Here is a 22752-nt window from a genome sequence, read left to right as displayed (position 1 = left end):
GCGCTCGTGAAAACCCGCCTCGCCGTTGCCCTGCTGTTCGCCTTGTCTGCTCCCGCGCTTGTCCATGCGGCCCCGCCGGTCGCCACGGCGGCGCCGGCCAACGTTGCCAACGAGAGCGCTGCCGACGCTGCCTTCCGTGCGATCTACGAGAAGGAATGGGCGTGGCGGCAGGCCGGCGGAGGCGAGGCCAGCGAGGACGGTGACGCGCCGGAAAGCGCTGCGCGCATGCCCGATGTCGGCCCGGCCGCACAACAGGCACGGCTTGCGGTCTGGGACGGCGTGCTGAAGCAGCTGGATGGGCTGGATGCCAAGGCCTTGTCGGCGGTCAACCAGGTCAACCTGGCGATCTATCGCGACCAGGTGTTCAACCTGGCCCAGGACGTGCGCCTGCGCACCTATGAGATGCCGTTCAATTCGGACTCTTCGTTCTGGTCGAACCTGTCCTTCATGGCCCGTCGCGAGATGAAGACCGCGCAGGACCATCGCAACTACATCGCGCGACTCAACGACGTGCCGCGTTACTTCACCCAGCAGACCGACAACATGCGTGCCGGCCTGGCGCGTGGCTTCAGCGTGCCGCGGGCGGTGCTGGATGGCCGCGAAGTGGCGATCTCCAATGTCGCCGACCTCACCGATCCGACCCGGTCGCCGCTGTACGCACCGTTCAAGAAGCTGCCGTCCAGCATCCCGGCCGCCGAGCAGGCGCAGCTGCAGGCGCAGGCGCGGGAAGCGATCAGCGGCAAGGTCATTCCGGCCTTCCAGCAGCTGCGCAGCTTCTTCCTGCAGGAGTACGTGCCGAAGGCGCGCACCACCCTCGCCGCCGAGGCGATGCCGGACGGGAAGGCGTTCTACAAGCAGCAGATCCACGAATACACCACCCTGGACCTGGGGCCGGATGAGATCCACGCCATCGGCCTGGCCGAGGTGGCACGCATCCAGGCCGAGATGCACGCCATCATCAAGCAGGTCGGCTTCAAGGGCAGCTTCGGTGAGTTCCTGACCTTCCTGCGCACCGACCCGCAGTTCTACGCGAAGACCCCCGATGAGCTGCTGCATCGCGCGGCGTGGATCTCCAAGCGCGTGGACGGGGTGATCGGCAGGTACATGACGTTGCCGCGCGCGCGCTTCACCATCGTGCCGGTGCCGCCGGACATCGCCCCGTTCTGGACCGCAGGCCGCGGCGGCATGGGCACCTATTGGCTCAACACCTACAACCTGCCCGCGCGCCCGCTGTACAACCTGCCCGCGCTGACCCTGCACGAGTCCGATCCGGGGCATGCGCTGCAGGGCGCGCTGGCGGCCGAGCAGGGCGGACTGCCGGAGTTCCGTCGCAACAGCTACATCTCTGCCTACGGCGAAGGCTGGGGCCTGTACTGCGAAAAGCTCGGCGTGGAGATGGGCATCTACGAGACCCCGTACGAAGACTTCGGTCGACTGACCTACGAAATGTGGCGTGCGGCGCGGCTGGTGATCGATACCGGCGTGCACAGCAAGGGCTGGAGCCGCGAGCAGGCACTGGCCTACCTGCGCGACCACACCGCGCTGAGCGAACACGAAGTCACCACCGAAGTGGATCGCTACATCTCCTGGCCGGGCCAGGCGCTGAGCTACAAGCTCGGCGAGATCGCCATCGTGCGACTGCGCGCGCAGGCGGAAAAGGAGCTCGGCGACCAGTTCGACATCAAGGCCTTCCATGACGCGGTGCTGCAGCAGGGCTCGGTGCCGCTGCCGGTGCTGGAGCAACAGATCCAGGCATTCATCGCCGAACGGCGCAAAGACTGATTGCTGGTAGCGGGAATCCTGCGTTGCGGCAGGCTTGTCGGGTCCAACAGACAGGCCTGCCGCATGCTCCAACCCGTAAACCACAGCCCGGCCACGATTCCCGTCACGACGCGCAGCAGTGCGTCGGTACCCGCCCAAGGGTCGACGCTGCCTGCAGGCGCCGTGCCGGTGGAGGTGCGCAACGCGCCCGTCCACGACGAGGTCACGCTCAAGGCCGGGATGCCGTGCTACGGCGCCCTTGCCCCGCCTGGCATCGACAACCTGCTGAGTGCCCACGAGCGTGCTGTGATCGACAGTGACTACGACCGGTATCGCGGTTACCTCAACAATCCGGACTGGGTCGTCAACTTCGATGTGGAGCGTCTGCGGATCCACGAAGCCTATCGGGTCTTGTGTACGCAGTTCGAGCAGCCCGGCCGCTATGCCATACGGCAGGCGGAGCAGGGCGCCTTCATGCTGGTGCATCACTCGAAGCGGACACCGCAGCTGGTGCGGACCGCGTTGGAGCATTCGGCCAGGGGATGGCGGCTGCACGTCGCCGATACCGCGAACAGCGGCTGGAACGGCGTACGCGGCAGGCACTTCGACACCCTGGACGCGCTGAAAGCTGCCTTGCCAACCGGAATGCACGACGTCGCCGATGCGTCCCTGCGCGATCTGGACATCAACCCTCTCTAGCGCCAGCATGGCGCGCTGCGATTGTGTAACGCGCCCTGTGGCCGCTACCCTGCCATCGATGATCCGCACCGCCCGCCGCCGTCCGCTGTTCCTGCTCCGCCTGCTGATGCTGGTGGTGGTGGCGCTTGGCACGGCGGGTGGCGCGTTGGCGTCGGCGCTGGGTGACCTGCACGAGCTGTCGCATGCCGATCACCCCGCGGTGCCGCATGGCGATGCAGAAATCGAGACCGGCCACGATGACGACGATACCGGCGCGCGCCTGCTGCATGCACTCGTGCACTGCGGCCACTGTCATGGCCAGGGTGGCGTGCTGCCCTTTGCCTACGCAGGCTGGGAGCTGATCACAGCGCCCGCCGGCATGAGCCACGCCCCGCACGACCCGACATGGCGCCCTGCGCCGCAGGACAGCCCGCTGCGGCCCCCGATCCAGGCCTGATCCGCGGTCCGCACCCAGCGGACGAACCGATCCTGTCCTGAGATTGCTGGAGAAACCCCATGTGGAAACGCCTGGCCGCGCTTGCGGCCCTGGCGATGGCACCGTGTGCAGGCGCACAGGTGACGTTGCCCCCTGTCCCGTTGACGCTGGATGCGGCCGTTGACCGTGTTGCGCGCACCCACCCCGACCTGCGCCTGTTCCCGTTGCAGCAGCAGGCCGCACGCGCCCGCTTCGACGCCGCCGGCATGGCCCCGCCGCTGCTGTTCGGCGTGGACGTTGAAAACGCGCTCGGCAGCGGCGACAGCCGTGGCATGCAGGCGCTCGAAACCACCGTGTCGCTGGCCGGCGTGCTGGAACGGGGCGGCAAGCTGGACGCGCGACGCGCGGTAGCCCACGCTAACATCGATGCGCTGGCACCGCAGCGCGAGATCATCCGGCTGGACATGATGGCCGAGGTGGCGCGTCGCTATCTGGCCATCACGGTGGCCGCCGGCCGCCAGTACATCGCACGGGACGATATCGAGCAGCGCCGTCGCGCAGTGGACGCAGCGCGGCAGCGGCTCACCGCCGGTGCCTCGCCAGCGTCCACGTTGATGACCGCGCAGGCGGCGCTGGCCCAGGCCGAGCTGGACCGGGACCGTGCGCTGCAGGAGGGCAGGGCGGCACGGTTGTCGCTGGCTGCCCTGTGGAATGCACGCCAGGTGGACTTCGACGTGGCCACCGGTGACCCGCTGCAGTTGCCGGCCCTGCAGGACTTCAGCCAGCTGGCCGACCTGCTCGAGCGGACACCGGAGCTGGCGCTGATCGCCGGCGAGCAGCGCGTCCGCGCAGCGCAGTTGCAGCTGGCCAGCAGCCAGCAGCGCGGCGATGTGTCCTGGCAGTTCGGGGTGCGCAATGACCGCGCCAGCGGCGATTCGTCGTTGGTGGGGGGCTTCAGCGTGGCGCTGGGCAACGCACGGCGTGCCGATCCGGAGCTGCGTGCCGCACGCAGCGAACTGGAAATGAGTGCGGTGGAGCGGCAGGCGCGCGCGCTGCAGCTGCACGCGACCCTGGCCGAAGCACACGGGCGGTACGACACCGCCCGGCTGGAAGTCACCCGCATGGACCGCGACGTGCTGCCGCAGCTGCGCCGCGCCGAAAAGGCCGCTGAAACCGCATGGCGTGCAGGTGCCATCAGTTACCTGGAATGGGCGCAGCTGCAGGCGATGCGCATCGAAGCGCGGCGACGCCAACTGGATGCGGCGGTGTCCGCACAGATCGCGCTGATCGAAATCCAACGCCTGACCGGGCAGTCACTGGTCGCCAACGCGATCCAAGGGACGTCACCATGACCCACTCCCTCGTGGCACCGCGCCGCATGCTCGCGATCCTGTTGCTGTCCGCCCTGCTGGCAGGCTGTGGTGACAAGGCAGAGCAGCACGGCACCGAAGACACGCACGCCCACGCCGAAGACGAAGCGCACGATGATGACGAAGCGCCTGCTGACAGCACCCGTATCGCCGATGCACAGGCGCGTGCCGCCGGCATCGTCAGCGCAGCAGCGGGTCCGGGCACCATCGCCGATGAGCACGAAGTGCAGGGTCTGCTGGCACCGGTCGACGGCCGCAGCGCGCAGGTCACCGCGCGCTTCCCGGGGCCGGTGCGCGCGCTGCGCGCCAATGTCGGTGACCGCGTGCGTGCCGGCCAACCGCTGGCCAGCATCGAGAGCAACCTCAGCCTGACCACCTACAACATCGCCGCGCCGATCTCCGGCGTGGTGCTGTCGCGGCAGGTGCAACTGGGCGCGGTGGCGGCCGAAGGCCAGGTGCTGTTCGACATCGGTGACCTGTCACAGCTGTGGGTGGACCTGCACATCTTCGGTTCCGACACCCAGCACATCACCGCGGGCGTGCCGGTCACCATCACCCGCATGACCGACGGCGTCGCGCAGACGGTGACCCTGGAACGTGTGCTGCCCGGCACGGCGACGGCCAGCCAGAGCACCGTTGCCCGGGCCACCATCGACAACACCGATGGCCTGTGGCGGCCAGGTGCCGCAGTGCGCGCGCGCATCGTGGTGGCCAGCACCCCGGCGGCCATCGCGGTGCCGCTGACGGCTCTGCAGACGCTGGACGGCAAGGACGTGGTATTCGTCCGCGAAGGCGACAGCTACCACGCACGGGTGGTCCAGCTGGGTGCACGCGATGCACGCCAGGTCGCGGTCACCGGCGGCCTGCAGGCCGGTGAGCAGGTCGTGGTGGAACAGAGCTATACGGTGAAGGCCGACATCGGCAAGGCGGGGGCCGCGCATGAGCACTGAACCGCGAGGCGACCGTGCCCGACCGGGCCTGCTGGAACGCATGATCGGCGGCGCCATCGCCCATCGATGGCTGATGATGGCGCTGACCGCGGTGCTGGTGCTGGTAGGCACCTGGAGCTTCGGCCGGCTGCCCATCGATGCCACGCCGGACATCACCAACGTACAGGTGCAGATCAATACCGCGGCACCGGGGTATTCGCCGCTGGAGAGCGAACAACGGATCACCTACGCGGTGGAAACCGCGATGGCCGGGCTGCCGGCATTGGCGCAGGTGCGTTCGCTGTCGCGCTATGGGCTGTCGCAGGTGACCGTGGTGTTCGACGACGGCACCGACCTGTACTTCGCCCGCCAGCAGGTGGCCGAACGCCTGCAGCAGGTACGTTCGCAGCTGCCTGCCGGACTGGATCCCCAGCTTGGGCCGATCACCACCGGCCTCGGCGAGATCTTCATGTACACCGTCGACGCCGCGCCCGGTGCACGCAAGCCCGACGGCACGGCCTACACCGCCACCGACCTGCGCACCCTGCAGGACTGGGTGATCCGACCGCAGCTGCGCACCGTGCCCGGGGTCACCGAGGTCAACACCATCGGCGGCTTCCAGCGCCAGGTCCATATCACCCCGGACCCGGCACGGTTGCGCGCGCTGGGCTTCACGCTCGAGGATGTGGTGGCTGCGGTGGAAGCCAACAACCAGAACGTGGGCGCCGGCTATATCGAGCGCAACGGGCAGCAGTTCCTGGTGCGCGTACCCGGCCAGGTGGCCAACCTGGAAGAGATCGGCAACATCGTGCTGGACCGCCGCGAAGGCGTGCCGATCCATGTGCACGACGTGGCCGAGGTCGCCGAAGGCGCCGAGCTGCGCAGCGGCGCGGCCACCCAGGACGGCCACGAAGTGGTGATGGGCACGGTGGTGATGCTGGTCGGTGCGAACAGCCGCGACGTGGCCCGGGCGGCTGCCGCGAAACTGGCGCAGGCACAGCGCAGCCTGCCGGAAGGAGTCACCGCCACCGCCAGCTATGACCGGACCGCGCTGGTTGAGCGCACCATCACCACCGTGGCCCGGAACCTGCTGGAAGGCGCGCTGCTGGTGGTGGTGGTGCTGTTCCTGCTGCTCGGCAACGTGCGTGCGGCGCTGATCACCGCGGCGGTGATTCCACTGGCCATGCTGTTCACCCTGACCGGCATGGCACGCGGGGGGGTATCGGCCAACCTTATGAGCCTGGGTGCACTGGACTTCGGCCTGATCGTCGATGGCGCGGTGATCATCATCGAAAACTGCCTGCGCCGCTTCGGTGAGCGCCAGCATGCGCTGGGACGCGACATGAGCGCCGCCGAGCGCTTCGCCGAAACCGCCAGCGCGACCGCCGAAGTGATCCGTCCCAGCCTGTTCGGCCTGGGCATCATCACCGCGGTCTACCTGCCGATCTTCGCGCTGACCGGGGTGGAAGGAAAGATGTTCCACCCGATGGCGATCACCGTGGTGCTGGCGCTGACCGGCGCGATGCTGCTGTGCCTGACCTTCGTGCCGGCCGCCATCGCGCTGTTCCTGGGTGGGCGCGTACAGGAAAAGGAAAACCGCGTCATGGCCTGGCTGCGCCGGCGCTACCAGCCGCTGCTGGGCGTCGTGCTGCAGCGTGGGTACTGGGCGGTGACCGCCGCGCTGGCGTTGGTACTGGGCTGTGGCCTGCTGGCCACCCGGCTGGGCAGCGAGTTCGTTCCCAGCCTGGATGAAGGCGACGTGGCGATGCATGCCATGCGCATCCCAGGCACCAGCCTGGGCCAGTCGGTGCGGATGCAGGTGCAGATTGAAGCCCGCCTGCTGCAGGTGCCAGAAGTGGCCAAGGTATTCTCCAAGATCGGCACGCCGGAAGTGGCATCGGACCCGATGCCGCCGTCGGTGGCCGACACCTTCGTGATGATGAAGGACCGCCGCGACTGGCCCGATCCGCGCAAGCCCCGCAGCCTGCTGCTGGCCGAGCTGGAAGCGGCGGTGGAGCAGCTGCCGGGCAACAACTACGAGTTCACCCAGCCGATCCAGATGCGCATGAACGAGCTGATTTCCGGGGTGCGCGCCGACGTGGCCGTGGTGGTGTACGGCGATGACCTGGACAGGCTGGTGCAGGTGGGCCGGCGCGTGGAGCAGGTGGTTTCCGGCGTAGCCGGCGCCGCCGACGTGCGGCTGGAGGAAACCAGCGGGCTGCCGCTGCTGACGGTGCGGCCGGACCGCGAGGCGTTGGCGGGGTATGGGCTCAATCCGGGCCAGGTGCAATCCACCGTGGCCACCGCGGTGGGCGGCACCGTGGCAGGACAACTGTTCGAAGGCGATCGCCGCTTCGACATCGTGGTGCGCCTGCCCGAAGCCCTGCGTCGGGATCCGGCGGCGCTGGCGGACCTGCCGGTGTCACTGGAGCCTGCGCTGGCCAACGGCAACGCCGACGAGCTGAGCCGTGGCGACAGCGCGGCCAGTGGCGGACCGCGCAGCGTACCGCTGCGTGAACTGGCGCGGATCGAAACCAGCGAAGGGCCGAACCAGGTCAACCGGGACAATGGCAAGCGTCGCATCGTGGTCACCGCCAACGTGCGTGACCGCGATCTCGGCGGTTTCGTCGCCGAACTGCAGTCGGCGGTGGGCGCGCAGGTGGTGGTTCCCGATGGTTACTGGATCGACTACGGCGGCAGTTTCGAACAGCTGATCTCGGCCAGCCGGCGCCTGGCGGTGGTGGTGCCGGTCACGCTGGTGCTGATCTTCGCGCTGCTGTTCTGGGCCTTTGGTTCCGGTCGCGATGCGCTGGTGGTGTTCAGCGGGGTGCCACTGGCATTGACCGGCGGCGTGCTGGCGCTTGCCCTGCGCGGCATGCCGCTGTCGATCTCCGCCGGGGTGGGTTTCATCGCGCTGTCCGGCGTTGCGGTGCTCAACGGCCTGGTGATGATCAGCTTCATAAGACAGTTGCGCGGGCAGGGACGGGCGCTGTCGGACGCGGTGCGCGAAGGGGCGCTCGGCCGGCTGCGGCCGGTGCTGATGACCGCGCTGGTGGCCTCGCTGGGCTTCGTGCCGATGGCCTTCAACGTCGGTGCCGGCTCGGAAGTACAACGGCCGCTGGCGACGGTGGTGATCGGCGGGATCGTGTCTTCCACGCTGCTTACACTGCTGCTGTTACCGGTGCTGTACCGCTGGCTGCACCGCCGCGAACACTGACGACCTGCGTTGGTGGGGGTCGACCGTTGGTCGTCACGGCTTGTGGAGCGGAACAGCGTGACGACCAACGGTCGTCACCCACCCCGCTTACGTCGGCCGCTTGGCGATCACCTTGATCTCGAATTCTCCGGGTCGACGATGAAGACCGTCACGTCCACCACGTCGTCGAAGCTGCAGCCGGCTGCCGCCAGCACCGCCTCCGGATTCTGGAAGGCGCGGCGGACCTGCGCTTCCAGCCCGGGCTCGGGCGACCTGTCGTTTCCGCCCAACCGGCATGTGAGCCAGCGCCTGCGGGTATTCATCGACTGGGTGACGGCGCTGATGCGGCCGTGAACTGACCGGGTTGCCTCTGGTTGGCGCCTGCCACTGCCGCCTAGGCTGCAGGCAGGGCACACATGCCGATGCATGCGCGCCACGCAGATCGCCCGGCCGGGCGTACACAGGGTTGCCAGCGTGCACGTAGAAGCCATCCGCATCCAGAACCTGCGTGCTTTCCGAGACGCACGGATCGACTTCCGCCATGCCGACGACGCTGCCGGGTCGTTGCATAACGTGCATGTCCTGCTCGGTGGCAACGGCGCGGGGAAATCCAGTGTGTTGCGGGCCATCGCGCTCGGCGTGCTGGCACCGGTGCTGGAACGCGATGCCACGCTGGAGCGTAGCGCCTGGGTACGCAGGCCGCCGGACGCAGGGGCCGGCAGTGCCTGCATTGCCGAAGATGCCGCGTGCATCGACGTCGATCTATGCCTGCATGAGCAGGACCTGCTGGGCCGCGGAAGCGCCCCGCGGACGCTCCCGATGCAGGCACGGATCGAGCGCGTCGGCGACAGGGAACTGATCGATTGGCAGCGCCCGCAGGATAGCGCGCTGGGCCGCGAACTACGCCTGATCCAGCAGGTACGCGAGCCCAGCGCGTTCTTCCTGGTGGCCTATGGCGCCTCGCGCTGGGTCGATCACGCGCAGGCCGCTGCCGTTGCGGCACCGCTGCCACTGGCCCGGCATCGACGCGAGCGTGTCGCCAGCCTGTTCGACAACCGGGGCCTGGTGCCGCTTGCCGCGTGGCTGCCTGCGTTCGCCACCGGGAATCCAGGCCGTCATCGACAGGTGGTCACGCTGATGAACCGCTTGCTGCCCGATGGTTGCCGACTGGAATCCGGCCGGTCCCAGGACCCTCCACGGTTCCAGATCGACGGCGTGCAGCTTCCGTTCGCCGGACTGTCCGACGGCTACCAGGCCTACATCGGCTGGATCGGTGACCTGCTCCATCAGCTGTGCATGGGGGGCCTTCGGGGCGCCGGCTGGCTGACAACCAGGGCGTGGTGCTGGTCGACGAGATCGACCTGCACCTGCACCCGGCATGGCAGCGCTCGCTGCTGACCACCCTGTCGCAGGTACTGCCGAAACTGCAGTTCATCGTGACCACCCACAGCCCGCTGGTGGTGGGTGCGCTGCAGCCGGAAAACCTGGTCGTGCTCGATCACTCGGACGCGCAGGGTAGCGGTTGCCGCCGCCTGCCCGAACGCGTGCACGGCCGCAGTGCCGATGAGATGCTGCTCAGCCCTTACTTCGGCCTGGCCACCACCCGGCCGGCGGCCGTGGGCGCTTCGCTGGAGCACCTGCGGCTGGCCAGCCAGCACGGCGACGCCGCTGCGGCGGTGGCCTATCTGCAGCTGCTCGCCGCGGGGGAGGGCCTGGCATGATCCGCATCCACGTGGCCGAAGCGGAACTGCATGCGCTGGTCACCGCACACGACCACCGGTGGCTGGACAGGGCGCGGCAACGCACCGCCGACTACCGTCGCCAGGGTCGCTATGTGGAAGGCGGCGAATTCTGGGGCGACATCAAGCAGGTCTACATCAAGCTCCAGCACGAGAAATGCGCGTACTGCGAGAGTCGCCTGGCTGGCCACGCGCTGGCCAGCAAGGTCCACGAGGTGGAGCACTTCCGGCCGAAATCCAGGGTCAGCGCGTGGCCACCCGCCACCGGCAAGGGCGCCGTCGGCTTCGTGCCGCCGTGTGCGGTCGGCCGGGCCAGCACGCGTGGTTACTACCTGCTGGCCTATCATCCGCTGAACTATGTGATTGCCTGCACGCGCTGCAATTCCACGCTGAAGGCCGACTTCTTCCCGGTACGTGGCCGGCGCAGCACGCGCGCGTCCACGCCCCGGTCGGCACGGGCGGAAGACCCGCTGCTGGTGTATCCGCTCGGCACGCTGGATACCGATCCCGCCCGCCTCCTGCGCTTCGATGGCGTACTGGCCGTACCCCGCCGCCGCCGCGGTGGCGACCATGAGCGTGCCCGGGTGACCATCGAATTCTTCCAGCTCAACCACCAGGACCTGACCAGCCGGCGGGCACGGCTGCTGGGCGCGCTATGGCTCGCATTGCGCGCCCTGGAGGTGCCCGGTATGCCGGAAGACCTGCGGCAACTGCAGCACCAGGCGATCGGGCAGGCGCAGTCGGATCGAGCGGAATTCGCGGCGTGCGCGCGGGACTTCATCGCGCTTCACCGGTCCGATCGAGCGCGTGCGGACGCGCTCGGCGCCAGCGCGCTGCAGCTGGCTGCAGGCTGACCGAGCAGCTGCCCCACGGCCGCCACGCCGGTGGCCACACCGTCTTCCGTCGCCATCTGCCGCCCCAGCGCCGCAGCGCGCATGCGTACTTCCGGTTGTTCGGCAAAGGCGAGCGCCGCAGACAATCGCCGGGGGTCCAACCGCTTGGGCGAGAGGGCCGCCGGCGCCACGCCGAGCCGGTGCAGGCGGTCGGCCCAGAAGAACTGATCGGCCGCGAACGGCATCACCATCGACGGTACGCCGGCGCGGCAGGCCGAGTGCGTTGTGCCGCTGCCGCCATGGTGGATCACCAGCGAGGTGAGCGGGAACAGCGCTTCATGCGGCACCGCGCCCACCAGGTGCACCGTGCCCGGCAGGGCTACGGTCGGCGTGCCGGACCACCCGGGCGACAACAGCACACGGCGCCCTTCGAGCATGCGCAGCAGGGCCGACAGTACGGCGTCGCGGTCGAACCCGGTCATGCTGCCGAAGCCCACGTAGACCGGCGGTGGGCCGGCGTCGAGGAACGCCTGCAGCGCAGGCGGGGGGGACCAGCCGGTGCTGTCGGGCAGGCGCCACTGGCCGCACACCACATGGTCGGCAGGCCAGTCCGCGGGCGCGGCCACCAGGCTGGGCGACACGCCGTACAGCATCGGCGCATCGATCCACGGCGTGCTGGCCGGCGGCAGGCCCAGCACGGCGCGGCGGGCCTGGTTGATCGGCGCGCGGAACTGCTGCCAGATCAGCCGGGTGACCAGCCGGTGGCTGAGCCGGTTCAGGGGTGCCGGCGTCCAGCCGGGCGGCAGGAAGGGCGACGGGAAGGCGCGGGTCGGGGTGATCGGGATCATGCCGGTGCCGATCACCGGGATGCCGTGGCGTTCGGCCACGCTCATGCCGACGAAGGCGGCCAGCCCGCCGGCCAGCACCGCATCGCAGCCTGCCGCGGCGTGGTCGGCCTGGCGCATCCAGTCGGCCACATGCCGCCGCGCCATCCGCGCCAGTCCGCTGCTGGCGGCCCGTGGGCTGTTGCCGCGTGACAGCAGCGCCACTACTTCTTCGTGGATGTCGCCCTGCAGGGCGGCGTGCGGCACGTCCAGCGCCCGCGCGCTGCCCAGCGTGCCGCCGTCGGCGAGCAGCAGTACCTCGTGCCCGGCGTCGATCAGCCCGCGGCAGAGCAGGGTCAGGGGGCGGGTGTCGCCTTCGGTGCCATAGGTGAGCGCGAGCAATTTCATGCGGCCTGTGTAGCAGGGATCAGGCGAGGGCCCCGTAAACCGGCGCCAGGCGCCCAGCCGCTTGCAGGTTTGCCCCGTTCCCGGCATAATTCGCGGCTCGCTGTGTCCGGCCAACCCCGGATGGTGGTGCCGGGAATACGTCCTCCGGTGCGCCTAGGACAGCGTAACCCTTTGATTCTCTTGACGTGTGGTGGGAAACCATCGAGGCCGCCGTCGCCCGGGCTACGGGCTGACAACATGTGCGGATCCTTCCGCAGAAGCTCGGCCTTCCCTGGCCGGACTTTCAATACAAACTTATCGAGGTGCGCAATGTCCCGCGTATGCCAAGTTTCCGGCAAGCGAGTGCAGACGGGTAACAACGTCTCGCACGCAAACAACAAGACCCGTCGTCGTTTCCTGCCCAACCTGCACGAGCGCCGCTTCTGGGTCGCCAGCGAAAACCGCTGGGTCAAGCTTCGTGTTTCCGCGCATGCACTGCGCACCATCGACAAGAACGGCATCGACTCCGTTCTGGCTGAGCTGCGTTCGCGCGGCGAAAAGGTCTGAGGAGTAAACGATCATGGCAGGCAAGCGCGACAAGATCCGTCTGATTTCGACGGCCGGTACCGGCCACTTCTACACGACGGACAAGAACAAGAAGAACACCCCCGGGAAGATGGAATTCCTGAAGTACGATCCGGTCGTGCGCAAGCATGTCCCGTACAAGGAAGGCAAGATCAAGTAATCCGCCAGGATGCTTGAGCTTCCCGAATGAAGAAACCCGCCGCGAGGCGGGTTTTTTTATGGCCGTGACAGGCACCGTGCAAGAATGACGCTCCCTCCGGCCGGGTAACGCGATGCTCTTGGAATGGACGCTGGGCTCATGGCTGCTGTTGCTGGACTGGCTGATCCGGCTGGCCGCCCTGTTGTGGATCCCCGCCCGCACCACCCCGGGCGCCGCCCGCAGCTGGCTGTTGCTGGTCGGCTTCGTGCCCCTGCTGGGCCTGCCGCTGTACCTGCTGTTCGGCCATCCGTGGCTGTCCGGCGAGCGCCTGCGTCGCCAGGCCGAAGCCTCGCAGGTGATCCGCGAAGAACAGGCGCTGCAGGCGGCCCTGCGCTGGCAGCCGGATGCGGATACCACCGTCGCTGAAATGGTGCCGCTGGTGGAACGCCAGGGCGACTTCATGCCGGTGCATGGCAACGCGCTGGACCTGCTGACCGGCTACGACGATTCGCTGGCCCACCTGATCGCCGACATCGACCAGGCCGAAGAGCGCGTCCACCTGTTGTATTACCTGATGTTCGACGATGCCGTGGGCGATGCCATCGTGGAGGCGCTGCAGCGTGCCGCCGCGCGCGGCGTGCACTGCCGGCTGCTGCTCGATGCGGTGGGTGCCAAGCGCGGCCTGCGCGCTTACCGCAAGCGCCTGCTGGCCCGCGACGTCGACGTGCGCGCGATGCTGCCCGGCGGCCTGCGCTGGCGCCGCAGCGGGCGCATGGACCTGCGCAACCACCGCAAGATCGCGGTCATCGACAACAAGGTCGGTTACATCGGCTCGCAGAACCTGGCCGATGCCACGTTCGTGCGCGGCCGTCCCAACCGCGAGCTGGTCGCGCGCCTGCGCGGCCCGGCGGTCGCCCACCTGGAAGCGGTATTCGCCAGTGACTGGTACATGGAGACCGGCCAGCGGCTGGACGTGATGGCCGAGGTGCCGGTGTGCAGCGAAGACGTGCCCACCCAGCTGCTGCCCAGCGGCCCGGCTTATCCCTTCAGCAACGCGCGCGATGCGGTCAACGCGCTGATCCACCTGGCACGCCGGCGCATCGTGCTGGTCACCCCGTACTTCGTGCCCGACGAGGCTACGCTGAGCGCCCTGCGCATCGCCGCGTTGTCCGGGGTGGACGTGCAGCTGATCGTGTCGGCCACCAGCAATGCACGGCTGACCGCGTGGGCGCAGGAGGCGTACTACGATGAACTGCTGCGCAGCGGCGTGCGCATCGCGCTGTACGAGCCGCATTTCCTGCACGCCAAGCACCTCAGCGTGGACGAGGACATCGCGCTGCTGGGATCGATCAACCTGGACATCCGGTCATTCGCGCTGAATGCCGAAATCGGCCTGCTCTGTTATGACCGGAAAATCGTCCGCCAGCTGCTGGATATCGAAGAAGACTACCTGCGCCAGTCGCGGCCATTGGAGCTTTCGCAGTGGCGCAGGCGGCCCACCTGGCGGCGCAGCCGCGAAGGCATCGCGCGGCTGGCCGATGCGCTGATGTAAAGGCGCTGGCCGATCCATCGCCTACAATCAACGCATGAACGATACAGCGACTCCGCACCGCATCGACCTGGCCATCATCGGCGGTGGCGCCGCCGGTGCGCTGACCGCCCTGCACCTGCTGCGCCACGCAACGACCCCGCTGCAGGTCCAGCTGTTCGAGCCGGCCTCGACCCTGGCCGAGGGCATCGCCTATGCCACGCCGGCACCGCAGCACCTGCTCAACGTGCCGGCCGGCCGGATGAGCGCGCTGCCGGACCAGCCTGCCGATTTCACCGGCTACCTGCGCCAGGTCGACGCCTTCCCGCAGGATGACGACGCCACGCTCGCCGGACGCTTCGTGCCGCGTCGGCATTACGCGGCGTACCTGCGCCAGCGCCTGGCCGAAGCGGGCGAGGACAGTCCGGTGCAGCTGCAGGTGGTCGCGCAGGCGGTGCTGTCGCTGCGCCAGGAGGACGACGTGGCACGGCTGCAGCTGGCCGACGGCACCGTCGTCGATGCTCGCCAGGTCGTGCTGGCCTGCGGCAACAGCGTGCGCCCGATCCCGCTGGCCGGCGCCGACGCGCTGCCACACGACTGCATCGCCGAAGCCTGGGACTACGACGGCGTACGGCTGCTGGCGGGTGACCAGGCGATCGGCATCATCGGCTCCGGGCTGAGCATGGTGGACAGCGTGGTGGCGTTGTTCGCGGCGGGCCAGCGCGGCGTGCTGCATGTGTTTTCGCGTCATGCGCTGATGCCGTTGCCGCATGCCCACGGGGCGCCGGCTACGTATGATCCGCACCCCTTGCTGGCGATGGGCCTGCGCGCCCGGCTGCGCACGCTGCGCCGGCATGCCCGTGAGGCGGCTACGCACGGCATTCCCTGGCAGAGCGTGATGGAGCGCATCCGTCCGCTGGGCAAGGCACTGTGGCAGACCCTTGATGAGGCTGACCAGCGGCGCTTCCTGCGCCATGTGGTACGTCACTGGGATGTGCACCGGCACCGAATCGCTGAAGAGGTCCATGTACAGCTGCGCGATGCGCTGGCCGATGGCCGCCTGCAGTTGCATCGTGTGCGCCTGCAGGGTGTCGTGGAAACGGACACGGACACGGACACGGGCCTGCGCCTGACCGCCTTGTCGCACGGCGCAGCGGTGCAGTGGGACCTCGGCGCACTGGTCAACGCCACCGGCGTGGAGACGCGTGCGGAGGGCCTGCGCAATCCCTTGCTGAGGCAGCTGCTGGCTGAAGGCATCGCGCGCCCGGGGCCGCATGGCCTCGGCCTGGACAGCGAGGCCGCAGGTGACCGGCTGATCGATGCCGACGGCACCGCGCATGGCGCCATCGGCGTGCTGGGCAGCCTGCGCATCGGCACGCTGTGGGAGAGCCTGGCCGTGCCTGAACTGCGTCAGCAGGCAGAAGATGCGGCACGCCACGCGGTGCGGGAGCTGGAAGCAGCGATGCCGTAAAATGGGGGCATGGATGTCTCCCACCTGCTTGATGGCCTGAACCCGGCCCAGCGCGATGCCGTGTCCGCCCCCCCTGGCCACCACCTGGTGCTGGCCGGCGCGGGCTCCGGCAAGACCCGCGTACTGACCCACCGCATCGCCTGGCTGCACGAAGTGTTCGGCGTGCCGACCCATGGCATTTTCGCGGTGACCTTCACCAACAAGGCGGCCGGCGAGATGCGCCACCGGATCGACGCACAGCTGCCCAATGGCAGCCGTGGCGCGTGGATCGGCACCTTCCACGGGCTGGCCAACCGCCTGCTGCGGCTGCACTGGGCCGAAGCCAGGCTGCCCGATTCGTTCCAGGTGATGGATTCGGACGACCAGCTGCGGCTGGTCAAGCGCGTGGTGCAGGCCCTGGAACTGGACGACGGCAAGTATCCGCCCAAGCAGATCGCCTGGTGGATCAACGAACAGAAAGACGAGGGCCGCCGGCCGCAGCATATCCAGCCCGAGCCGAATGACGCCTGGCTGGACACCATGCGCCAGGCCTACACCGAATACCAGACGCGCTGCGACCGCGCCGGCCTGGTCGACTTCGCCGAACTGCTGCTGCGTGCGCATGAGCTGCTGCGCGACAACCCGGCCCTGCTGGCGCACTACCGTGCGCGCTTCCGCGAGATCCTGGTCGACGAATTCCAGGACACCAACTCCATCCAGTACGCCTTCGTGCGCGTGCTGGCCGGCGACACCGGGCATGTGTTCGTGGTCGGCGACGATGACCAGGCCATCTATGGCTGGCGCGGGGCGAAGGTGGAGAACGTGCAGGGCTTCCTGCGTGATTTCCCCGGCGCGCAGACCATCCGCCTGGAACAGAACTACCGTTCCACCGCCAACATCCTCGGCGCGGCGAATGCGGTCATTTCGCACAATCCGGACCGCATCGGCAAGGAGCTGTGGACCGACAGCGGCGACGGCGATCCGATCGACCTGTACGCGGCCTACAACGAGATGGACGAGGCGCGTTACATCGTCGAACGTGCCCGCCAGTGGGTGCGCGACGGCGGCAGCCACGGCGAAGTGGCGGTGCTCTACCGCAGCAACGCGCAGTCGCGCGCGCTGGAAGAAGTGCTGCTGAGCGAGCAGGTACCGTATCGCGTGTACGGCGGCATGCGCTTCTTCGAACGCGCCGAAATCAAGGATGCGCTGGCCTACCTGCGGCTGCTGTCCAACCGCAACGACGATGCGGCCTTCGAGCGTGCGGTCAATACCCCCACCCGCGGCATCGGCGACCGCACCTTGGACGAGGTGCGCCGCGAGGCGCGCGCGCAGGGCATTTCGCTGTGGGAAGCCACCATGCTGGTTACCCAGGGCAACGCGCTGGCGGCACGCGCGCGCAATGCGCTGGCCGGCTTCCTGGTGCTGGTCAACGAACTGCAGGCGCAGACCCTGCACATGACCCTGGCCGAGCGCATCGACCACGTGCTGGCGCGTTCGCTGCTGCGCGAGCACTGGAGCAAGGAAAGCCGCAACGCGCTGGACTCCGAATCGCGTACCGACAACCTCGACGAACTGGTCTCGGTGGCCTCGCGCTTCGTGCGCCGCACCGACGATGTCGAAGAAGTGGAGGACATGGACGAACTGGTGGCCTTCCTCGCCTATGCCGCGCTGGAAGCGGGCGAAGGGCAGGCCCAGGCCAACGAAGACGGCGTGCAGTTGATGACCCTGCATTCGGCCAAGGGCCTGGAGTTCCCGCTGGTGTTCCTGGCCGGCATGGAAGACGGCCTGTTCCCCAGCGCGCGTTCGCTGGAAGAAAGCGGGCGGCTGGAGGAAGAGCGCCGGCTGGCCTACGTCGGCATCACCCGCGCGCGGCAGAAGCTGGTGCTGTGCTACGCCGAATCGCGGCGCATCCATGGCCAGGACAACTACGGCGTGCCGTCCCGCTTCCTGCGCGAGATCCCGCGCGAGCTGCTGCATGAAGTGCGGCCGAAGGTGCAGGTGTCGCGGCCGGCATCGCTGGGCGCAAGCCGTGGCGGCGGGCACGCCGCGCTGGAGGCGCCGCCGCTGAAGCTGGGCACGATGGTCACCCATCCCAAGTTCGGCGAAGGCATGGTCACCGATTACGAAGGCAGCGGCGCGCATGCACGCGTGCAGGTGGAGTTCGCCGATGCCGGCAGCAAGTGGCTGGTGATGGCGTACGCCAACCTGACCGCGCTGTAGGATCGGCAACCGCGCGATGACCCGCCACGTGCTGTTCGTGTGCAGCCAGAACCACCTGCGCAGCCCGACGGCCGAGCAGGTGTTCGCCGACTGGCCCGGTGTTGAAACCGCGTCGGCCGGGTTGCTGGCCGATGCGGACGAACTGCTGGGGCCTGAGCTGCTGGAATGGGCCGATCTGGTGTTCGTGATGGAGCGCGCGCACCGCACGCGGCTGTCGGCACGCTTCGCCCCCTGGTTGAACGGCAAGCGCGTGGTATGCCTGGATATCCCGGATGACTACGACTACATGGACCCGGTGCTGGTCGAGCTGCTCAAGCGCAAGGTCAGTCCGCACCTGCGCTGAGTGGCCGGCGTGGGCGTAGCGCATCCCAGTCCAGCTGGCGGATGACGGTGTCATGCTGACCAGTGCCGTATTTATGAAAGCCCGCGCCTATGGCTGGAAGCAGTATTTCCTTCTTGTTCAATGAAGGAAGGCGCATGCCCGTTGCTGGCTCCTCGTCGCAGACAACGCCCGCAGTGATCCGCGGGCGGCATCGATCCGACCCCCTGCAGGAACGCGCCACAGGGTCCACCCTCGGCAGCCTGCTGGTCAGCAACACCGCCCCGTTGCGCGTGCGCCATCCATCCGCACCATCGGGCCCGCGGCGGGTGTCGGCGGAGAACTACCCGCCTGTCGCTGGATCAGCCGACGCGATGCGGCAGACGACCACGTTGCGCACCCTGTTCCACACGATGGACGGGGTGCGGCGGGCGTTGGACAGCGGAGATGCGGGGGCGGGCCGGCACGCTGCGAAAACACTGCTGCAAAGCGGTGTCCAGCGGCGGCTGGTGCTCGACCTGCAGCTGTCTTCCGCCACGCCTGAGCTGAAGCAGGCCGGCGTCGAGGCAAACCTCCACTGGCTGGAGGCGGTGACCGGCCTGGTACGGAGCGAGGCGATTCCGGCCGCCGAAGTGGTCGACTATTTTCTCGCACCGGGATCGGATGGACGCAACGCCCCCTCCAGCAGCCGGTATCTGCGCGACCCGGCACTTGGCCAGGCCTACGTCGCCCTGCTCGACACCCTGCATGAAACCGACAGCAGCAACGCAGCGCTCGCCGCCCTGCGCGGACGGGCGCGAAGCAACCTGATCGCGGCGGGGCCGGCGCCCATGCCCCCGCGCGCGCTGGACAGTGTGATCCAGCAGGCGTGCGAGGCGACGCATCCGGTGCGCCTGGCTGCGTTGGAGTCCTCGTTGCTGCGACGAAGCGTGGACGCCAACATGCCTGCCCTGATCAACGCATCCGAAGCCGAAGACGTGGCACGCATGGTGGCGATGGAGTTCCAGCAGGGCGGTCCTGATGGACTGCGCAACAACCCGTTCTTCCAGTCGACGCCTTCGCGGGCGCACTCTCCGGAATCCCAGCGGCGCGATGCCCTTGCGACTTACACACGGGAGATCGGTGGCCTGCGGCGGCGGCAGGGCGACGCGTTGGTGGCCACCATCCAGCACGAATACGAAGAGGCCGTGCTGGCGCAGGACCCTGCGTTGTCCAACGTCCAGCGCGGTGCGCTGCTACGGCAGCTTTCCGTAGAAGCGGTGCAGGGCATCGACCAGATCGTCCACCTGTTCCAGCGCGATACGTCCCCAGAGGGGGAAAGCCCGGCAGCGGCCCGCCCCTGGACCGGCGCCGGCAGCCGCCCCGCCGCGCTGGTCACCATCGATGGCGCAGACTGGCGGGCGAAGGATACCGGGGATACCGGTCTCAGTGCGATGGAGGCAAGCCTGTCCCGTGTGTTCCAGCTTACCGGCCTGGCCGCGCCGGACGCGCGCGTGGTGGCAGCCGACGCCTCGCTGCCGGGCGACAGCCAGCGCTTTGCTTCGCGCTACGAACCCAGCTTCAAGGACCTGGGCAGCTTCCTTGCCACGCCGGCTGCCGAAGCCCTGGCCGCCGCAGGCGACGAAGGCGCCAGGATGCGCTACGCCCAGCTGCGCAGCGACCATGCAGCGGCTGTTTCCGCCTGCGCTGCGGTGCTGCAGCGCGCCGGGGTCGCGCATTTCTGGCAGGTGCAGGACGCTGGACTGCAGGCCGAACACGCAGCGGCCGACAGGCAACGATTCGATGCGCTGGAGGCGATGAACCGCCTGCTGCCCATCGCAGTGCGCAGCGACCAGCTCCGCCATTTCATCGCCTCGCGATGGCTCGGCAACTGGGACCACCTCAACTTCAGGATGGAGAATTTCGGCTACGCCGAACGCGACGGACAGCCGGTGGCGATGACCGTCGATTTCGGTTCGTGCGGGCCGCTTGGATTCGCCACGCTCGATGCGCGCCGGGTGATGCTGCCCAAGCAGGCCAGTGCCGATATCGCCATGCTGCAGCGGCCCGCCTCGCTGTTCCCCATACCGGATGCCTTCGTTGAGAACGCTGCGGAGTTCGATGCGATGGGGGCAGATCCCGGCCGGCTGCACGACACGCTGGGCTGGCCCTACGGCTTCCAGTCGGAGAGCGTTGCCGAGCTCATGCGCGCGCCTGCCGTGCCCGACCCGGCCATTGCCGATGCGATGGCCGAAATGGGGTATCGGCTCGCGCTGGTTCCTGCAATGACCGTGCATGCGGTGATCGGCGCAGGATGGCAGCTACCCGCCGGCGCGCCGGAGGGTCGCTGGCCAGACGCCGCACGGATGGCCGGCATCCTGGTGCAGCGCCGGCAGGCCCTGCTGGCGCAGTTCGCGCCGGCGCAGATCGGTGACTGGATCAGCGCCGATCCCGAGCGCGCCGCCCGGGTCCGGCAGCAGATGCGGGACGGCATCGGCGCTGCCCTCGGCGGTGATGCCGACCCCATGGCCCTGCAGGAACACATCGATGCCCTGCAGGCCAGGCACCAGATGCTGCTGGACGGCGACATTGCCTCCGTGATGGGTGACGCCACGGTGCACGCTCCCAATGCCGCCGCGGCACGGATCAGGACACTGCAGCAGCTGCATGACTGCAATCGACGGCTGGCCGCCGCCCTGGACACCAACATGGAGGCGGACGTCCGCGCGATCGGCGAGGAACTGTTGTCCCCAACGGTATTCGGGGAGCTGTTGAAGGACCTGGGCCTGGGTCCAGGGTCGGGTGCCATGGGGCGCGCGAGCTTCGAGGCAAACCGCGATTGGCTGTTGCTGGTGAACCGCCTGGTGGAATCCGGCCATCTCGCCGCCGCGCAGGTCACGCACCGCCTGTTGGAACCGTTCGAAGGAGCCGCCTATCCGCCCAACGTCGGCGCGCATGCCCATCGTGACCCCGCGCTCGGGATGGCCTTCATCGAGCTGCTGGAGACCCTGCTGGCCAGATCGCCGGAGATCACCCCGGCGACGCTGCGCGCGGGCCTGCTGACGGCGAAGGAGAAGGGCTATCCCAATTATTACGCCGCGTTGGCGGCATCAGGCGCATCGACCGCCTGGGACCAGCGCCTGCAACAGGCCGAGCTGTTGCCAGGCAACGCGGAGTACATCCGCTTGAGGTCGTTGCGCAGCTGGGCGGTCAAGAAGGCGTCCTACGAGCCGCGCCGCGGTGACGAACCGATCAGGGTCGCAGCGGACGCGCAGCAGCTGTCCGCGCTGCCGCTGCGCGCTCTGGTGCAGCATGTGCAAGCTGCGTATGGTGCCCGCCGCATGATCGAACTGGAGCTGCCTGCCATGCGTGAGAAACTGCACATGAAGCTGACCACCGCTGCCGAGGACGAGGCGCTGAAGACGCTTGTCCAGGCCAGCGTGGAAGGCGCCTGGAAGGACGCCCTGGAAAAACACCGGCTTCCACGCAATACGCCTGCACCGCCCACGATGATCAAGGAGCTCCAGCACGACGCGCTGGACGACTACCGGATTCGGATGAGGAAGCTGCGCAAGGCCGATGCCGAGGCGCGGATCCAGGCCGGTGAGCTGCGCTACACGAAGGCGGTGCTGGACCAGCCTGGACTATCGCTGGCGGACAGGCGTCAGCTGCTCAATGAGTGTGCTGCAGATATTGAAATCGACATCAGCAACATGGTGCGCGATGCCGGCGGCAGCGGCGATGATGCCCTGGAGGCAGCGGGCATCGGCCAACGCGCGCAGCAGCACGCGACTGCCACGGCCGGTGACATGGCCGGCCGTGCAGCGGCCAGGGCCCAAGCGGATGCACAGGCAGAGGCACGCGTGAGAGCCGAACAGCAGGCACGCAGCAAGGCCGGTGAATCCGCTCAGCGCGCATCCACCAGCGCGGCTGGGAAAGCCACCCGGGCTGCGGCTCTCGCCGCCTCCGAGCAGGCCAGTGCGCAGGCCCAGGCCACCGCGCGTAGAGAGGCAGAGCGGCGTGCAGGTGAAAAGGTCGCGAAGGAAGCTTCGGCGCGTGCCACGCGTGATGCGATCGTCCACAGCCGCCAATTCAAAAATGAGGTGGAGACACGCCTCGCCATTCTGCGCGCGCCGGCGCCGCCCGGTGCGGCGTCCTCGTCCTCCCGGCAGACACAGCGGCAGATAGAGCAGCGTGCCGCCGCGCTCAGGGAAGATCGCTTGAATGCACCGCTTCAGGCACGTCTGGATGCGCTCAGGGAGGGCTCTCCACGCGGAGAAACAGCCCCTCGCTCCCGCCCCGGGCGGCAACGCACCCGGGAGTACGTCGACCCCCGCAGCGGGACGTCCGGCAGCACGACCCGATGATCCGCGGGTCGT

17 protein-coding genes and 1 pseudogene are annotated in these 22752 nt (G+C 68.5%); 16 read left to right on the top strand and 2 right to left on the bottom strand.

What is annotated here, in order from left to right:
* The first annotated feature begins 6 nt into the window (after positions 1-6).
* From ABE522_RS12145 to ABE522_RS12120, 6 genes are all read left to right on the top strand, one after another.
* Complete coding sequence (locus ABE522_RS12145; RefSeq protein ID WP_406846347.1) at positions 7-1782, top strand: DUF885 domain-containing protein; 1776 nt, start codon at positions 7-9, stop codon at positions 1780-1782.
* A 63-nt stretch (positions 1783-1845) separates the two neighbouring features.
* On the top strand, positions 1846-2460 hold the full coding sequence (locus ABE522_RS12140) for a hypothetical protein (protein WP_346591895.1): 615 nt from the start codon (positions 1846-1848) through the stop codon (positions 2458-2460).
* Between the two features lie 58 nt (positions 2461-2518).
* Positions 2519-2896 carry a hypothetical protein gene (locus ABE522_RS12135; protein WP_346591894.1) on the top strand — a complete coding sequence of 126 codons (378 nt, stop codon included), beginning with the start codon at positions 2519-2521 and terminating at the stop codon, positions 2894-2896.
* Positions 2897-2955: 59 nt separating this feature from the next.
* On the top strand, positions 2956-4227 hold the full coding sequence (locus tag ABE522_RS12130; RefSeq protein WP_346591893.1) for a TolC family protein: 1272 nt from the start codon (positions 2956-2958) through the stop codon (positions 4225-4227).
* Positions 4224-5195 (top strand): efflux RND transporter periplasmic adaptor subunit, encoded by a 972-nt coding sequence (locus tag ABE522_RS12125; protein WP_346591892.1) that lies wholly within the window; start codon positions 4224-4226, stop codon positions 5193-5195. Before ABE522_RS12130 ends, ABE522_RS12125 begins: the two co-directional genes overlap by 4 nt.
* A gap of 40 nt (positions 5196-5235) precedes the next feature.
* Positions 5236-8391, top strand: coding sequence for an efflux RND transporter permease subunit (locus ABE522_RS12120; protein ID WP_406846348.1), 3156 nt, complete (start codon positions 5236-5238; stop codon positions 8389-8391).
* Between the two features lie 125 nt (positions 8392-8516).
* On the opposite strand, the pseudogene ABE522_RS12115 reads toward ABE522_RS12120, so the two are convergent.
* Positions 8517-8648: pseudogene (locus ABE522_RS12115) on the bottom strand (Rid family hydrolase); the annotation flags it as partial.
* A gap of 148 nt (positions 8649-8796) precedes the next feature.
* Here ABE522_RS12115 and ABE522_RS12110 point away from each other — a divergent pair.
* The 3 genes from ABE522_RS12110 to ABE522_RS12100 are packed head-to-tail and all read left to right on the top strand — an operon-like array spanning position 8797 to position 10963.
* Positions 8797-9768: an AAA family ATPase gene (locus tag ABE522_RS12110; RefSeq protein ID WP_346591891.1), complete on the top strand. Its 972-nt coding sequence runs from the start codon at positions 8797-8799 to the stop codon at positions 9766-9768.
* Complete coding sequence (locus ABE522_RS12105; RefSeq protein ID WP_346591890.1) at positions 9711-10091, top strand: AAA family ATPase; 381 nt, start codon at positions 9711-9713, stop codon at positions 10089-10091. The genes ABE522_RS12110 and ABE522_RS12105 overlap by 58 nt, the downstream gene beginning before the upstream one ends.
* Positions 10088-10963 carry a hypothetical protein gene (locus ABE522_RS12100; RefSeq protein WP_346591889.1) on the top strand — a complete coding sequence of 292 codons (876 nt, stop codon included), beginning with the start codon at positions 10088-10090 and terminating at the stop codon, positions 10961-10963. Before ABE522_RS12105 ends, ABE522_RS12100 begins: the two co-directional genes overlap by 4 nt.
* Here the strand turns inward: ABE522_RS12100 and ABE522_RS12095 are convergent.
* Entirely contained in the window at positions 10897-12174 is a 1278-nt protein-coding gene (locus tag ABE522_RS12095) for a glycosyltransferase (protein WP_346591888.1), read from the bottom strand. The two genes, ABE522_RS12100 and ABE522_RS12095, sit on opposite strands and share 67 nt — an antisense overlap.
* A 309-nt stretch (positions 12175-12483) precedes the next feature.
* On the opposite strand from ABE522_RS12095, the gene rpmB reads away from it, so the two are divergent.
* The 7 genes from rpmB (at position 12484) to ABE522_RS12060 (ending at position 22740) form a co-directional block, all read left to right on the top strand.
* Positions 12484-12720: a 50S ribosomal protein L28 gene (gene rpmB / locus ABE522_RS12090; protein ID WP_019185625.1), complete on the top strand. Its 237-nt coding sequence runs from the start codon at positions 12484-12486 to the stop codon at positions 12718-12720.
* Positions 12721-12730: 10 nt separating this feature from the next.
* Positions 12731-12898, top strand: a complete 168-nt coding sequence (gene rpmG / locus ABE522_RS12085; protein WP_182339464.1) for a 50S ribosomal protein L33 — start codon at positions 12731-12733, stop codon at positions 12896-12898.
* A 112-nt stretch (positions 12899-13010) separates the two neighbouring features.
* The gene (gene cls / locus ABE522_RS12080) at positions 13011-14429 is read left to right on the top strand and encodes a cardiolipin synthase (RefSeq protein ID WP_346591887.1); all 1419 of its coding nucleotides are present in this window, start codon (positions 13011-13013) and stop codon (positions 14427-14429) included.
* Positions 14430-14445: 16 nt separating this feature from the next.
* Complete coding sequence (locus ABE522_RS12075) at positions 14446-15876, top strand: FAD/NAD(P)-binding protein (protein WP_346591911.1); 1431 nt, start codon at positions 14446-14448, stop codon at positions 15874-15876.
* A 9-nt stretch (positions 15877-15885) separates the two neighbouring features.
* Positions 15886-18075 (top strand): DNA helicase II, encoded by a 2190-nt coding sequence (gene uvrD, locus ABE522_RS12070; RefSeq protein WP_346591886.1) that lies wholly within the window; start codon positions 15886-15888, stop codon positions 18073-18075.
* Positions 18076-18091: 16 nt separating this feature from the next.
* A complete protein-coding gene (locus ABE522_RS12065; RefSeq protein ID WP_346591885.1) occupies positions 18092-18418 on the top strand; it encodes a low molecular weight protein tyrosine phosphatase family protein in 327 nt (108 codons plus the stop codon).
* Positions 18419-18552: 134 nt separating this feature from the next.
* Positions 18553-22740, top strand: coding sequence for a hypothetical protein (locus ABE522_RS12060; RefSeq protein WP_346591884.1), 4188 nt, complete (start codon positions 18553-18555; stop codon positions 22738-22740).
* The last annotated feature ends 12 nt before the right edge of the window (positions 22741-22752 follow it).

This window comes from Stenotrophomonas lacuserhaii (assembly GCF_039674585.1).
GTDB lineage: Bacteria > Pseudomonadota > Gammaproteobacteria > Xanthomonadales > Xanthomonadaceae > Stenotrophomonas > Stenotrophomonas pennii_A.
Note: the sequence above shows the minus strand (reverse complement) of the source record. Positions and strands in the feature narration are given on the sequence as shown.

Excerpts from the sequence above, each read along its gene's own strand:
- ABE522_RS12140 (WP_346591895.1), top strand. The coding sequence starts at position 1,846 with ATGCTCCAACCCGTAAACCACAGCCCGGCCACGATTCCCGTCACGACG.
- ABE522_RS12135 (WP_346591894.1), top strand. The coding sequence starts at position 2,519 with ATGATCCGCACCGCCCGCCGCCGTCCGCTGTTCCTGCTCCGCCTGCTG.
- ABE522_RS12130 (WP_346591893.1), top strand. The coding sequence starts at position 2,956 with ATGTGGAAACGCCTGGCCGCGCTTGCGGCCCTGGCGATGGCACCGTGT.
- ABE522_RS12125 (WP_346591892.1), top strand. The coding sequence starts at position 4,224 with ATGACCCACTCCCTCGTGGCACCGCGCCGCATGCTCGCGATCCTGTTG.
- ABE522_RS12120 (WP_406846348.1), top strand. The coding sequence starts at position 5,236 with ATGATCGGCGGCGCCATCGCCCATCGATGGCTGATGATGGCGCTGACC.
- ABE522_RS12110 (WP_346591891.1), top strand. The coding sequence starts at position 8,797 with ATGCGCGCCACGCAGATCGCCCGGCCGGGCGTACACAGGGTTGCCAGC.
- ABE522_RS12100 (WP_346591889.1), top strand. The coding sequence starts at position 10,088 with ATGATCCGCATCCACGTGGCCGAAGCGGAACTGCATGCGCTGGTCACC.
- ABE522_RS12095 (WP_346591888.1), bottom strand. The coding sequence starts at position 12,174 with ATGAAATTGCTCGCGCTCACCTATGGCACCGAAGGCGACACCCGCCCC.
- rpmB (WP_019185625.1), top strand. The coding sequence starts at position 12,484 with ATGTCCCGCGTATGCCAAGTTTCCGGCAAGCGAGTGCAGACGGGTAAC.
- cls (WP_346591887.1), top strand. The coding sequence starts at position 13,011 with ATGCTCTTGGAATGGACGCTGGGCTCATGGCTGCTGTTGCTGGACTGG.
- uvrD (WP_346591886.1), top strand. The coding sequence starts at position 15,886 with ATGGATGTCTCCCACCTGCTTGATGGCCTGAACCCGGCCCAGCGCGAT.
- ABE522_RS12065 (WP_346591885.1), top strand. The coding sequence starts at position 18,092 with ATGACCCGCCACGTGCTGTTCGTGTGCAGCCAGAACCACCTGCGCAGC.
- ABE522_RS12060 (WP_346591884.1), top strand. The coding sequence starts at position 18,553 with ATGCCCGTTGCTGGCTCCTCGTCGCAGACAACGCCCGCAGTGATCCGC.